At 67.1% G+C, this 12,542-nt stretch carries 13 protein-coding genes; 11 read left to right on the forward strand and 2 right to left on the reverse strand.

Annotation, left to right across the window (positions count from 1 at the left end; genetic code table 11):
* Positions 1-19 precede the first annotated feature (19 nt).
* A complete protein-coding gene (gene ampR, locus R1H25_RS11295) occupies positions 20-886 on the reverse strand; it encodes a LysR family transcriptional regulator AmpR (protein ID WP_049444552.1) in 867 nt (288 codons plus the stop codon).
* 174 nt (positions 887-1,060) lie between these two features.
* Here ampR and blaL2 point away from each other — a divergent pair, with 174 nt between their 5' ends.
* The 3 genes from blaL2 (at position 1,061) to R1H25_RS11310 (ending at position 3,968) form a co-directional block, all read left to right on the forward strand.
* Entirely contained in the window at positions 1,061-1,972 is a 912-nt protein-coding gene (blaL2, locus tag R1H25_RS11300; RefSeq protein WP_317223615.1) for a L2 family extended-spectrum class A beta-lactamase, read from the forward strand.
* Positions 1,973-2,058: 86 nt separating this feature from the next.
* Complete coding sequence (locus R1H25_RS11305; RefSeq protein ID WP_317223616.1) at positions 2,059-3,273, forward strand: cation:proton antiporter; 1,215 nt, start codon at positions 2,059-2,061, stop codon at positions 3,271-3,273.
* A 53-nt stretch (positions 3,274-3,326) separates the two neighbouring features.
* On the forward strand, positions 3,327-3,968 hold the full coding sequence (locus R1H25_RS11310; protein WP_049444546.1) for a hypothetical protein: 642 nt from the start codon (positions 3,327-3,329) through the stop codon (positions 3,966-3,968).
* Between the two features lie 51 nt (positions 3,969-4,019).
* On the opposite strand, the gene R1H25_RS11315 is transcribed toward R1H25_RS11310, so the two are convergent.
* Complete coding sequence (locus tag R1H25_RS11315; protein ID WP_088480175.1) at positions 4,020-4,763, reverse strand: DUF3011 domain-containing protein; 744 nt, start codon at positions 4,761-4,763, stop codon at positions 4,020-4,022.
* A 159-nt stretch (positions 4,764-4,922) separates the two neighbouring features.
* Between R1H25_RS11315 and aspS the strand changes: the two genes are divergently transcribed.
* The 8 genes from aspS to R1H25_RS11355 all read left to right on the forward strand — a co-directional run bounded on the left by aspS (position 4,923) and on the right by R1H25_RS11355 (position 12,383).
* Positions 4,923-6,674 carry an aspartate--tRNA ligase gene (aspS, locus tag R1H25_RS11320; RefSeq protein ID WP_317223617.1) on the forward strand — a complete coding sequence of 584 codons (1,752 nt, stop codon included), beginning with the start codon at positions 4,923-4,925 and terminating at the stop codon, positions 6,672-6,674.
* A 16-nt stretch (positions 6,675-6,690) separates the two neighbouring features.
* Positions 6,691-7,011 (forward strand): hypothetical protein, encoded by a 321-nt coding sequence (locus R1H25_RS11325; protein ID WP_049444541.1) that lies wholly within the window; start codon positions 6,691-6,693, stop codon positions 7,009-7,011.
* 31 nt (positions 7,012-7,042) lie between these two features.
* The gene (locus R1H25_RS11330) at positions 7,043-7,564 is read left to right on the forward strand and encodes a GNAT family N-acetyltransferase (RefSeq protein ID WP_057500828.1); all 522 of its coding nucleotides are present in this window, start codon (positions 7,043-7,045) and stop codon (positions 7,562-7,564) included.
* 75 nt (positions 7,565-7,639) lie between these two features.
* On the forward strand, positions 7,640-8,272 hold the full coding sequence (locus R1H25_RS11335; RefSeq protein WP_057500829.1) for a triacylglycerol lipase: 633 nt from the start codon (positions 7,640-7,642) through the stop codon (positions 8,270-8,272).
* Between the two features lie 177 nt (positions 8,273-8,449).
* Positions 8,450-9,181 carry a YebC/PmpR family DNA-binding transcriptional regulator gene (locus R1H25_RS11340; protein WP_032128531.1) on the forward strand — a complete coding sequence of 244 codons (732 nt, stop codon included), beginning with the start codon at positions 8,450-8,452 and terminating at the stop codon, positions 9,179-9,181.
* 104 nt (positions 9,182-9,285) lie between these two features.
* On the forward strand, positions 9,286-9,807 hold the full coding sequence (gene ruvC, locus R1H25_RS11345) for a crossover junction endodeoxyribonuclease RuvC (protein ID WP_049444534.1): 522 nt from the start codon (positions 9,286-9,288) through the stop codon (positions 9,805-9,807).
* Positions 9,808-9,820: 13 nt separating this feature from the next.
* Entirely contained in the window at positions 9,821-10,414 is a 594-nt protein-coding gene (gene ruvA, locus R1H25_RS11350; protein ID WP_182266578.1) for a Holliday junction branch migration protein RuvA, read from the forward strand.
* A 49-nt stretch (positions 10,415-10,463) separates the two neighbouring features.
* The gene (locus R1H25_RS11355) at positions 10,464-12,383 is read left to right on the forward strand and encodes a potassium transporter Kup (RefSeq protein WP_006438676.1); all 1,920 of its coding nucleotides are present in this window, start codon (positions 10,464-10,466) and stop codon (positions 12,381-12,383) included.
* The last annotated feature ends 159 nt before the right edge of the window (positions 12,384-12,542 follow it).

A 12,542-nucleotide genomic window follows, 5' to 3' on the forward strand; every position in this document is an offset into this window, starting at 1 on the left:
CCCTCCGTCCCCTTTTTTGTTACGTGCCCTGCGCCTGCAGCCATTCGCGGAACCGCTTGGCCGGCTCGCGCTCGGCACGCGATCGCAGCCGCGTCAGCCAGTAGCGCCCCAGCTCCAGCGTGGTGCTGAACGGCTGCAGCAGGCGACCCTCGGCCAGTTCCTGCTCGAACATGCGCAGCGGCAGCAGCGCCACGCCGGCGCCGCCGACCGCGGCCATCGCCACTGTCAACGACGAATCAAACACCGGTCCGCGGGCTTCCACGCCGCTCACTCCTGCCGCCTGCAGCCAGCGCGGCCACTCGTCGCTGCGGTAGGAGCGCAGCAGCGGCAGCGTGCCCAGGTCGCGCGGCTGCTTCAGCCGCCGCGCCAAGGCCGGTGCGCACAGCGGTGCGAAGGGCGCATCGAGGATCGCGGTGCAGGCCTGGCCCTGCCAGTCGCCATCACCAAACCGGATCGCCAGGTCCAGCCCTTCGCCGGCCAGGTCGATGCGGTTGTTGTGGGTCTGCAGGCGCAGCTCGATGTCCGGATGCGCGGCTTCGAACGCGCCCAGCCGTGGCAGCAGCCAGCCAGTGGCGAAGGTGCCGACCACGCCCAGCGTCAGCACTTCGCGTGCCGGGCCACCGGTATAGCGCGCGATGCTGGCGGAAATGCGCTCGAACGCTTCGTTGAGCACCGGGTACAGCGCTGCGCCTTCATCGGTGAGCGCCACGCCGCGTGGCAGGCGATGGAACAGGCGGATGCCAAGCCGGTCCTCCAGCCCACGGATCTGATGGCTCAGCGCGGCCTGGCTGACACACAGCTCCAGCGCGGCACGGGTGAAGTTCTGGTGGCGGGCGGCGGCCTCGAAGGCGCGCAGCGCGTTCAGGGGCAGGGTAGGGTGCAACATCGCACAGTCGTGAGCTGGAGTGATGGCTGATCCTAACGCTTCAACGATGGATTTCGGAAAATTAAGGGGTTGAATGCGTCAGGCATTAATTCACTTCATGCCTCCTGTTGATTTTTTGCGCTGGTCGCCCCCGATAGCGGCTTCAATAATCGAGCGGTCCCCAGGAGAACCCGTATGCTCGCCCGTCGCCGATTCCTGCAGTTCAGTGGTGCTGCCGTGGCTTCCTCGCTTGCCCTGCCGCTGCTGGCACGTGCTGCGGGCAAGACCACCGCCAACGCACCCACCGATGCCACCCTCACCGCCGCCACTGACTTTGCCGCGCTGGAAAAGGCCTGCGCCGGACGCCTTGGCGTGACCCTGCTCGACACCGCCAGCGGCCGCCGTTTCGGTCATCGCCAGGACGAGCGCTTCCCGATGTGCAGCACCTTCAAGAGCATGCTGGCGGCCACCGTGCTCAGCCAGGCCGAGCGCACGCCGGCGTTGCTGGATACGCGCGTGCCGGTGCGCGACGCCGATCTGCTCTCGCACGCACCGGTGACCCGGCGCCACGCCGGCAAGGACATGACCGTGCGTGACCTGTGCCGGGCCACGCTGATCACCAGTGACAACACCGCCGCCAACCTGCTGTTCGGTGTGGTCGGCGGTCCACCGGCGGTTACCGCGTTCCTGCGCGCCAGTGGCGATGTGGTGAGCCGCAGTGACCGCCTGGAGCCGGAACTGAACAGTTTCGCCGAGGGCGATCCACGCGATACCACCACGCCGGCGGCGATGGCCGCGACCCTGCAGCGCGTGGTGCTGGGCGAGGTGCTGCAACCGGCCTCGCGGCAGCAGTTGGCCGACTGGCTGATCGACAATGAAACCGGTGATGCCTGCCTGCGTGCAGGCCTCGGCAAGCGCTGGCGGGTGGGCGACAAGACCGGCAGCAACGGTGAGGACGCGCGCAACGACATCGCCGTGCTGTGGCCGCTGGCCGGCGGCACGCCGTGGGTGCTGACCGCCTACCTGCAGGCCGGCGCGATCAGCTACGAACAACAAGCCGTGGTGCTGGCACAGGTCGGGCGCATTGCCGATCGACTGATCGAATGAGGTAACCGCTGGTCATCCGTAAACGGCTTGCCGGATCGGTTCGGCGCGCGCATCCTGCGCGCGTTCGAACCACACGGAAGTCCCCCATGAGCCATGAACTGATCTACCTGCTGCTGATCTTCGCGCTGCTGGTGATCCCGCGCGCGCTGCAGCGTTTCAGCCTGCCCGCGCCGCTGACCTGCCTGCTGTTCGGCATCATCGGCATGCTCTGGCTGGGCGACCAGGCCCACGATGCGGTGATCGGCCTGCTGGCCACGCTGGGCATTTCCTCGCTGTTCCTGTTCGCCGGCCTGGAAGTGGACCTGCAGGCGCTGCGGCGGGGCATGTGGCCGCTGCTGGCGCATCTGGTGATCCGTACCGGCACGCTGTTCGGCGTGGGCTGGCTGGCCTGGCGCTACGCGGGATTGCCCTGGCAGGCCGCCGGCCTGCTTGCACTGGCGCTGCTGACACCGTCCACCGGTTTCATCATGGATTCGCTGTCGCGGCTGGGCCTGAGCGAGGACGAGCGGTTCTGGGTGACCAGCAAGGCCATCGCCGGCGAACTGCTGGCGCTGGCGGCGTTGTTCATCGTGCTGCAGGCCGGCGATCCGGGGCATATGGCGCTGTCCAGCCTGGCGCTGCTGGCGATGATGGTCGGCCTGCCGTTGCTGTTCATCGCGCTGGGTCGCTGGGTGGCACCGCATGCGCCCGGCTCGGAGTTCTCGTTGCTGGTGATGGTGGGCATGGTCGCGGCCTACATCACGTACCTGCTGGGCGTGCACTACCTGGTTGGCGCGTTCATCGCCGGCCTGGTCGCGCGCCTGCTGCACCAGCGCATGCCGCTGCTGGCCTCGCATGAGAACCTGCACGCGCTGCGCCTGTTCGCCTCGTTCTTCGTGCCGTTCTATTTCTTCAATGCCGGTACCAAGGTGCCCAGCGAAGCACTCAGCTTCGAGGCGCTGGGGCTGGGCATCGTGATCACCCTGGTGGTGCTGCCGTTACGTATCGGCGTGGTCTGGCTGCAGCGGCGGGTGATGTTCGGCGAGAGCTTCCGCAGCAGCCTGCGGGTCTCGTTGGCGCTGGCACCGACGCTGATCTTCACCCTGGTGCTGGCCGCGATCATGCGCGAGCGCTTCCAGATTCCGGCGGTGCTGTTCGGCGCGCTGCTGCTGTATGCCGCATTGACCACGCTGCTGCCGTCGCTGGTGTTCCGTACGCCGTTTGATGTCGATCCTGTTGAACAGGAGCCGGCAGGCGAGGGCGCGGCCGCGCCGGTGGCGACCACCGAGACGCTGCCGGAACCGCACACCGTCGAACGCTGATCGGTTGCTGCGGGCGGTTTGCGCCCGTCGGCCAGGGCCGTTAGGGTTGGGGCATGAAACTGCCTGCCGTGGTCACCGCTTCCGCCCTCCTGCTCAGCCTCGCTGCCTGTTCGCAGCGCTCCGACACGGTTGCCCATGATCTGGCAACCGCACCGGCCGATGCCTTCATGGCCGCCATCGCCGCGCACTGCGGCCAGGCCTATGCCGGCAAGGTGGTGGAGGACACGCCGGCACCGACCGGCAAGGATCCGTTCGCCGGCCAGCGCCTGGTCATGCACGTGCGTGGCTGTGCCGATCCGGCGCACGAGCTGCGCATCCCGTTCCATGTCGGCAATGACCACTCGCGGACCTGGGTGCTGACCCGCACCGAAACCGGTCTGCGCCTGAAGCACGACCATCGGCATGAAGACGGCAGCCTCGACGCGATCACGCTGTACGGCGGCGACAGCACGCCACCGGGCACCGCCGAGCGCCAGCAGTTCCCGGCCGATGGCGATTCGGTGGCCATGTTCCGTCGTGCCGACATGCTGGCCTCGACCCACAACACGTGGGCGATGGAGATCGATCCCGACCAGACGTTCGTCTACGAGCTGACACGTCCGGATGGCCGCCGCTTCCGCGTGCAGTTCGACCTCAGCAAGCCGGTTGCCCTGCCGCCGCCGCCGTGGGGCGATGACAAACCACCGGCGCCGTGATCCCGGGGTCGGATCCCTCCTGCGGGGGGGGCTCCGACCCCGACGCTGCACTCACCGCGTGCCGAAGCGCGCGCGACAGCCGTTGCTCACCCACACCTGGCCACGCGAGTAACCCCAGCTGCGGCCTTCCTGGCAGGCACTGCCGGAGAGCTGCTGCTGAAGCACCGGCCGGCCCTGGCGTTCATCCCAGTCGCAGGTCTGCGAGCGATTGTTGTTGCTGCTGCAGGTAACGGAGTAATTGCTGTTGCCGCCGCCCCAGCCACCGCCACCACCGCCCCAGCCGCGGGCTTCGGCGAATTCCGCGCGGCAGCCATTGCTGACCCAGACTGCGCCGTTGCGCACGCCCCAGGTACGGCCCTCATCGCAAGGGCTGCCGGACAGCTGCCGGACCAGGCGGGCATTGCGCCAACCCACCGGGCAGCTGCGCTCACGGTTGTTCTGGCTCTCGCAGCGGATGGTCTCGCCGGGGCGGCCGTTGTTGCCACCCCAGCCACCGCCGTTGCCGCCGCCCCAGCCACCGCGGGCCTCGACGAACTCGGCGCGGCAACCGTTGGTGACCCAGATGCTGCCATTGCGGCTGCCCCAGGAGCGCCCTTCCTCGCAGGGGCTGCCAGACAACTGGCGGACCAGCTGTGCACCGCGCCAGCCGGTGTTGCAGACCCGTTCGCGGTTGCTCTGGCTTTCGCAGCGGATCACCCCGTTCTGCGCAGATGCGGACGGGGCGGGCAGGGTAAGGGTGCCCAGGGCACCCAGACTGAGGGTCACGGCCAGGCTGGCCAGGGACAGCGGTTTCATGGCGGCATCCCATACGGTGGCAGGTGCCCGACTATAGGGAGGGGGGCGATCAAGCCGGTGTGACTGGCCGGATTTGCCCCGGCCGGGGCCTCGGCCGCAGAATACGAGGCTTTCCGGCCCCCATCCGGTGCCGGCGTTCTCCAGCGGAGCTTCCCCCCCATGCGTACCCACTTCTGCGGCCTGGTCGATGAGACCCTGATTGGCCAGACTGTCACCCTCGCCGGCTGGACCGACGTGGCCCGTAACCAGGGCGGCGTCTGCTTCATCGATCTTCGAGATCATGAAGGCATCGTGCAGGTGACCGTGGAAGTCGACAACGCCGAAGTGTTCGCCGTGGCCGCGTCGCTGGGCTACGAGGACGTGCTGCAGGTGGAAGGCGTCGTGCGCGCCCGCCACGCGGTGAACGACAAGATGCGTACCGGCAAGGTGGAAGTGATCGCCACCGCCATCACTGTGCTGAACAAGGCCGCGCCGCTGCCGTTCCACGCCCACGAGAACCCGGGCGAAGAAACCCGCCTGAAGTACCGTTACCTGGACCTGCGCCGCCCGGAAATGCAGCGCATGCAGCGCACCCGCATCAAGCTGGTGCAGGCGCTGCGCCGCCATCTGGATGAGAAGGGCTTCCAGGATATCGAGACCCCGATCCTGACCAAGGCCACTCCAGAAGGCGCGCGCGACTTCCTGGTGCCGGCGCGCATGCACCCGGGCGAGTTCTACGCCCTGCCGCAGAGCCCGCAGCTGTTCAAGCAGATCCTGATGGTGGCTGGCTTCGACCGTTACTACCAGATTGCACGCTGTTTCCGCGACGAGGCCCTGCGTGCCGACCGCCAGCTGGAATTCACCCAGCTGGACATGGAGTTCGCCTTCGTCCGCGAGCGCGACGTGCAGGACTTCGTCGAAGACATGATCCGCGCCATCTTCAAGGAAGTGGTCGACGTGCAGCTGGATGCCAGCTTCCCGCGCATGACCTGGGCCGAGGCGATGCGTCGCTACGGTTCGGACAAGCCGGACCTGCGCATCGCGCTGGAGCTGGTGGACGTGGCTGAACTGGTCAAGGACAGCGAATTTGCCGTGTTCACCGGCCCGGCCAATGATGCCGAGGGCCGCGTTGCCGCGCTGCGCATCCCGGGCGGTGCAGCGCTGAGCCGCAAGCAGATCGACGAGTACGCCGCGCATGCCGCCAAGTACGGCGCCAAGGGCCTGGCCTACATCAAGATTGCCGACAACGGCGAAGTCAGCTCGCCGATCCAGAAGTTCTTCAGCGAGCAATCCTTCGCCGCGCTGGTGGCCCACGTCGGCGCCGGCAACGGCGACATCGTGTTCTTCGGCGCCGGTGGCTACAACAAGGTCTCCGACTTCATGGGCGCGCTGCGCCTGAAGGCCGGCAAGGACTTCGGCCTGGTCGCCGACGGCTGGGCGCCGCTGTGGGTCACCGACTTCCCGATGTTCGAGTGGGACGAGGAAGAACAGCGCTACGTCGCCCTGCATCACCCCTTCACCGCACCGGCCGTGGACGACATCGCCGACCTGCGCGCCAATGCCCGTACCGCCGTTTCGCGCGGCTACGACATGGTGCTCAACGGCAATGAGATCGGCGGCGGTTCGATCCGTATCCACCGTCCGGACATGCAGAGCGCGGTGTTCGAGCTGCTGGGCATCGGTGCCGAAGAAGCCCGCGCCAAGTTCGGCTTCCTGCTCGACGCGCTGAACTACGGCGCGCCGCCGCACGGTGGCATCGCCTTCGGCATCGACCGCATCGCCGCGCTGATGGCCGGCACCGAGTCGATCCGCGACGTCATCCCGTTCCCGAAGACCACCGGTGCACAGGATCTGATGACCGACGCGCCGTCGCCGATCGTCGACGCGCAGCTGGCCGAAGTGCACATCCAGGTTCGCCCCAAGACCAACTGATCAGGAGATCCAGGCAATGACCGAGTTTGCGTTTTCGCTGGAGTGGGAAAAGCTGGGCAATGAAGGCTCCGAGGCCAACCTGGTCACCGAGCGTGCACGCGTGTTCGGTGGTTGGCTGGTCCGCGTCGGTACCAACCCGTCGGCCATGGCCCTGACCTTCGTCGCTGACGGCGAAGGTCGCTGGGACGGTGAAGACTTCGGCGTCGAGGATTACGAGGACGACGAAGAGGAAGAGTACGACGAGGACGAGGAAGGCGAGGAAGAAGAGGACGAGGACGAAGAGGAATACGAGGAAGAGGACGAGGAAGAAGAAGCGGAATCGCCTGAAAAGGCTTGACCCGCGCTTCGCCCTGACGTCAACTTCCTGCATGTATTCGATCCGCCGCGCCACCGTGGACGACGCGCCGACCCTGTCGGCGCTGGCTGCCCGCACGTTCACCGAAACCTTCGGCCATCTGTATCCGCCGCAGGACCTGCAGGCCTTCCTCGAGGAGGCCTACACGGTCGAGCGCCAGCGCGTGATCCTGGCCCACCCCGATTACGCGGTGTGGCTGCTGGAGCTGGACGGGGAGGCGGTCGGCCATGCCGCCGCCGGCCCCTGTGGCCTGCCGCACCCGGACGTGAAACCCGGCGACGGCGAACTCAAGCGCCTGTACCTGGTCAAGACGCAGCAGAGCTGCGGCTGGGGCAGCCGCCTGCTGGAAACCGCGCTGGCCTGGTTGGAACGCGACGGCCCGCGCACGCTGTGGCTGGGGGTGTGGTCGGAAAACTTCGGTGCGCAGCGCTTCTATGCCCGCTATGGATTCGAGAAGGCGGGCGAGTACCTGTTCCCGGTCGGTGACACCCACGATCTTGAATTCATCCTGCGCCGCGCACCGCGCGCGGCCTGACGTTCACTGCCGCTTGCTGCGCGCGCGTGTTCAATTGCCGTACGTTTCTGCCCCGCTGACCGCCAGGCTGTTTGCATGACTCCCCCCGTATTGCTGCTGCATGGCATCTGGAATGCCCGCGCCTGGGTCGGGCCGCTGGCCTGGCGCCTGCGCGCGCGTGGTTTCCAGGTGCACGCGTTCGGTTACTCCTCGGTGTTCGGTGGCCCCGACGTAGCCGTGCCGCAGTTGCTGGAGCGGCTGGCCGATGCCGGTCCGTTGTCGCTGGTCGGCCACAGCCTGGGTGGATTGCTGGCGCTGGAAGCGCTGCGCCGCAATCCGCAGCTGCCGGTACAGCGCGTGGTCTGCCTGGGCTCGCCGCTGCGCGGCAGTGGTACTGCGCGTTCGTTGTCCGAGCACGGCTGGGGGCTGGCGCTGGGGCGCAGCAGCGAGCTGCTGCTGGATGGCCTGCCGGACTGGCAGGGCAAGGCCGAAGTCGGACTGATCGCCGGCTCGGTACCGCATGGGCTGGGCAGCCTGCTGGGGGCCATCGACGATGCCTCCGACGGCACCGTGGCACTGGCCGAGACCCGCCTTCCGGGGCTGGCCGACCATTGCGTGGTGCGCACCAGCCACAGTGGCCTGGTGGTGTCTCCCGATGCCGCGCGGCAGACCGCGCATTTCCTGCGCCACGGCCAGTTCGACCACAGCCGCGACGCGGCGGCGGCATAAAGGGCGGGGCAGGCGGGGCCGCCCTGTAGAGCCGAGCCCATGCTCGGCTGCATTCCCTCGGGCCCATTGAGCCGAGCATTGGCTCGGCTCTACAACAATACGGGCCTAGACACGGTTGCCGCCCCCGATCAGGTAGAATCCGCGCCTTGATCCTGAAGCAGCCAGACGGTAGCACCCATGGGTAGAGGCCCCTCCATCGAAGCCCGCAAGAACGCGTCCGACGCGAAGCGCGGCAAGATTTTCACCAAGATCATCCGCGAGATCGGCGTGGCCGCGCGCGGCGGTGGAGGCGACCCCAACAACAACCCGCGCCTGCGCGTGGCCGTGGACAAGGGCCTGGCCGTGAACATGTCCAAGGACGTGATCGAGCGCGCCATCAAGAAGGCTACTGGTGAACTGGAAGGCGTCGATTACGAGGAAATCCGCTACGAGGGCTACGCCCCGGGGGGCGTGGCCGTGATCGTCGATTGCCTGACCGACAACCGCGTGCGCACCGTGGCCGATGTCCGCCATGCGTTCAGCAAGTGCGGCGGCAACATGGGTACCGAAGGCTCGGTGGCCTTCATGTTCAAGCGCCTGGGCGTGCTCAGCTTCGCACCGGGTGCCGACGAAGAAGCCATCACCGAAGCGGCCATCGAGGCCGGCGCCGATGACATCGTGGTCTATCCAGATGACGGCTCGATCGACGTGGTCACCAGCCCTGACGCGTTCAACGCGGTCAAGGACGCAATGGCCGCCGCCGGCCATGTCGCCGACCACGCCGAAATCACCTTCCGCGCGGACAACGACATCAAGGTCGAGGGCGAGGTTGCCCTGCAGGTCAAGAAGCTGCTGGACATGCTTGAAGACCTGGACGACGTGCAGGACGTGTATTCCAACGCCGAACTCGGCGCCGACGCCTACGCCTGAGCCGTCTCGACGGCCTGGGCGCGGGCCGTTGAACGGTCACCGCGGACAGTCATGAGCCCATACGCCTGCCAGCGCTTCCCGTTCCGCCCCGCCAGGAGTGCAGCATGACCCGCATCCTCGGCATCGACCCCGGTTCGCAGCGGACCGGGGTCGGCATCATTGATGTCGATGCCACTGGCAAGGTCAGCCACGTGCATCACCAGCCGCTGGTGCTGCTGGGCGCCGACGACTTCCCGCAGCGCATGAAGCTGCTGGTGCTCGGCCTGGCCGATCTGTGCCGGGAATACCAGCCCAGTGAAGTGGCCATCGAAAAGGTGTTCATGGCCCGCAACCCCGATTCGGCGTTGAAGCTGGGCCAGGCCCGTGGCGCGGCGATCTCGGCCGTGGTCCTGCGCGACCTGCCGGTGCACGAATATGCCGCCAGCGAGATCAAGCTGGCGGTGGTCGGGCGCGGTGGCGCCGAAAAGCAACAGGTTCAACACATGGTCGGGCTCATGCTCAACCTGAAAACCAAGCTGCAGGCCGACGCGGCCGACGCGTTGGCCGTGGCAATCACCCATGCCCACGTAAGGGCGACGGCCAACCGCCTGGGGCTCAGTGCCCGCCAGGCCTGGGGCCGCAAATGAGGAGCTGCACGCAATGATCGGTCGACTGCGCGGCATCGTCGCCTACAAGGCACCGCCGTGGCTGGTGGTGGACGTGAACGGAGTGGGCTACGAGCTGGAGGCGCCGATGAGCACCTTCTACGACCTGCCCGAGCTCGGCCGCGAGGTCACCCTGTATACCCATTACTCGCAGAAGGAAGACAGTGTTTCGCTGTACGGCTTCCTGCGCGAAGGTGAGCGGCGCCTGTTCCGCGATGTGCAGAAGGTCAGTGGCATCGGCGCAAAGATCGCGCTGGCCGTGCTGTCCGGCGTCACCGTCGAGGAGTTCGCGCGCATGGTCCAGGCCGGTGACATCACCGCGCTGACCCGCATCCCCGGCATCGGCAAGAAGACCGCCGAACGCATGGTGTTGGAGCTGCGTGACCGCGCCGCCCAGTTCGGTGCCGGCGGCGCGCTGCCCACCGGCAGTGGCCCGGCCCCGGCCGATCCGCTGTCCGATGCCACCGTGGCCCTGCAGCAGCTCGGTTACAAGCCGACCGAAGCGGCACGCATGGCCCGCGACGCCTTCAATGAAGGCGACGAAGTGGCCACTGTGATCCGCAAGGCGCTGCAGTCGGCGCTGCGCTGACCCGCCTCCCTTTCCCTCAACGAACCGCCTGAGCTTCGCCAGGAGTCCCATGTCCAGCAGTCAAACCCCGCACGCAGCTGCCCCCGGCGGCCACGGTCACGCCCCTCCAGCCGGAGGCATGGCGCTGATCATCGGTGCGATCGGCGTGGTCTTCGGCGATATCGGTACCAGCCCGCTGTACACCCTGAAGGAGGCGTTCTCGCCGCACTACGGGCTCAACAGTGACCACGACACCGTGCTGGGCGTGCTGTCGCTGGCGTTCTGGGCACTGAACATCGTGGTCACGTTGAAGTACGTGACCATCATCATGCGCGCCGACAATGACGGCGAGGGCGGCATCATGGCGCTGATGGCGCTGACCCAGCGCACGCTGCGCAACGGGTCGCGCTCGGCTTACGTGGTCGGCATCCTCGGTATCTTCGGTGCCTCGCTGTTCTTCGGTGACGGCGTGATTACCCCGGCGATCTCCGTGCTTGGCGCGGTCGAGGGCCTGGAGGTGGCCGCGCCCGGCCTGCATGCCTTCATCGTGCCGATCACCGTGGTGGTGCTGCTGATGGTGTTTGCCGCGCAGCGCTTCGGTACCGAAAAGATCGGCAAGGCGTTCGGCCCGATCACCTCGGTCTGGTTCATCTCGCTGGCTGCGATCGGCATCTACAACATCGTCGATGCGCCGGAAGTGCTGAAGGCCTTCAACCCGTGGTGGGCGATCCGCTTCTTCATGGAGCACAGCTGGCACGGCATCTTCATCCTTGGCGCGGTGGTGCTGGCGGTGACCGGTGGCGAGGCGCTGTACGCCGACATGGGCCACTTCGGCGCCAAGCCCATCCGCCACGCCTGGTATTTCTTCGTGCTGCCGTGCCTGGTGCTGAACTACCTGGGGCAGGGCGCACTGGTGCTCAACCACCCCGAGGCGCTGAAGAACCCGTTCTTCGAGGCGGTGCCGCCGTGGGCGCTGTACCCGATGATCATCCTGGCCACGATGGCGGCGGTGATCGCGTCGCAGTCGGTCATCACCGGTGCGTTCTCGGTCTCGCGCCAGGCCATGCAGCTGGGGTACATCCCGCGCATGCGCATCAAGCACACCTCGCACGACACCATCGGCCAGATCTACATCCCGGGCATCAACTGGGGTATCGCGGTGATGGTGATCGGCCTGGTGCTGGCCTTCCGCAGCTCGTCGAACCTGGCCGTGGCCTACGGCATCTCGGTGTCGGCCACCATGCTGATCGACACCCTGCTGCTGGCGCTGGTCGCGCGTTCGCTGTGGCCGAAGGCCCGCAACTGGATCCTGCCGCTGTGCGTGGTGTTCTTCATCATCGACCTCGGCTTCGTCATCGCCAACGGTGCCAAGCTGCTGCAGGGCGCCTGGTTCCCGGTGGTGCTGGGCATCTTCCTGTTCACCATGATGCGTACCTGGCGCCGTGGCCGCGAGCTGCTGCGCGATGAGATCCGCAAGGACGGCATCCGCCTGGATACCTTCCTGCCGGGCCTGATGCTGGCGCCGCCGGTACGCGTGCCGGGCACCGCGGTATTCCTCACCGCCGACCCGACCGTGGCCCCGCACGCGCTGATGCACAACCTCAAGCACAACAAGGTGCTGCACGAGCGCAACGTGTTCCTGCATGTGGAAACCCTGCCGATCCCGTATGCGATGGAAGGGCAGCGGCTGAAGATCGAATCGGTGGGCGACGAGTTCTACCGCGTCTACGTGCGCTTCGGCTTCATGGAGACCCCGGACGTGCCGCTGGCGCTGATGCGTTCCTGCGACCACGGCGGTATCTACTTCGACCCGATGGACACCACCTTCTTCGCCAGCCGCGAAACCATCGTCGCCACCGCCAACCGCGGCATGCCGATCTGGCGCGACAAGCTGTTCGCGCTGATGCACCGGAATGCCGCGCCGGCCACGGGCTTCTTCCGTATTCCGGGCAACCGGCTGGTGGAGCTGGGCGCGCAGGTGGAGATTTAATCTCCACCGTCGATTCATCCAGAGATCCATGCACGCATGGCGTGGATCTACCGTGCCGACCAACGGTCGGCACCAACCAAAGCAGAACGCCGTTCCGACAGACCGCAGGAAACTGTCGAAGGCGGGGTGGGTCCGGTTGCGGGGGTGTCCGCGGCATGG

This window comes from Stenotrophomonas veracruzanensis, assembly GCF_032911525.1.
Taxonomy (GTDB): domain Bacteria; phylum Pseudomonadota; class Gammaproteobacteria; order Xanthomonadales; family Xanthomonadaceae; genus Stenotrophomonas; species Stenotrophomonas africana.

What these genes read in the sequence shown, in the direction of transcription:
- ampR (WP_049444552.1), bottom strand. Translation starts at nt 886, where the DNA reads ATGTTGCACCCTACCCTGCCCCTGAACGCGCTGCGCGCCTTCGAGGCC.
- blaL2 (WP_317223615.1), top strand. Translation starts at nt 1,061, where the DNA reads ATGCTCGCCCGTCGCCGATTCCTGCAGTTCAGTGGTGCTGCCGTGGCT.
- R1H25_RS11305 (WP_317223616.1), top strand. Translation starts at nt 2,059, where the DNA reads ATGAGCCATGAACTGATCTACCTGCTGCTGATCTTCGCGCTGCTGGTG.
- R1H25_RS11310 (WP_049444546.1), top strand. Translation starts at nt 3,327, where the DNA reads ATGAAACTGCCTGCCGTGGTCACCGCTTCCGCCCTCCTGCTCAGCCTC.
- R1H25_RS11315 (WP_088480175.1), bottom strand. Translation starts at nt 4,763, where the DNA reads ATGAAACCGCTGTCCCTGGCCAGCCTGGCCGTGACCCTCAGTCTGGGT.
- aspS (WP_317223617.1), top strand. Translation starts at nt 4,923, where the DNA reads ATGCGTACCCACTTCTGCGGCCTGGTCGATGAGACCCTGATTGGCCAG.
- R1H25_RS11325 (WP_049444541.1), top strand. Translation starts at nt 6,691, where the DNA reads ATGACCGAGTTTGCGTTTTCGCTGGAGTGGGAAAAGCTGGGCAATGAA.
- R1H25_RS11330 (WP_057500828.1), top strand. Translation starts at nt 7,043, where the DNA reads ATGTATTCGATCCGCCGCGCCACCGTGGACGACGCGCCGACCCTGTCG.
- R1H25_RS11335 (WP_057500829.1), top strand. Translation starts at nt 7,640, where the DNA reads ATGACTCCCCCCGTATTGCTGCTGCATGGCATCTGGAATGCCCGCGCC.
- R1H25_RS11340 (WP_032128531.1), top strand. Translation starts at nt 8,450, where the DNA reads ATGGGTAGAGGCCCCTCCATCGAAGCCCGCAAGAACGCGTCCGACGCG.
- ruvC (WP_049444534.1), top strand. Translation starts at nt 9,286, where the DNA reads ATGACCCGCATCCTCGGCATCGACCCCGGTTCGCAGCGGACCGGGGTC.
- ruvA (WP_182266578.1), top strand. Translation starts at nt 9,821, where the DNA reads ATGATCGGTCGACTGCGCGGCATCGTCGCCTACAAGGCACCGCCGTGG.
- R1H25_RS11355 (WP_006438676.1), top strand. Translation starts at nt 10,464, where the DNA reads ATGTCCAGCAGTCAAACCCCGCACGCAGCTGCCCCCGGCGGCCACGGT.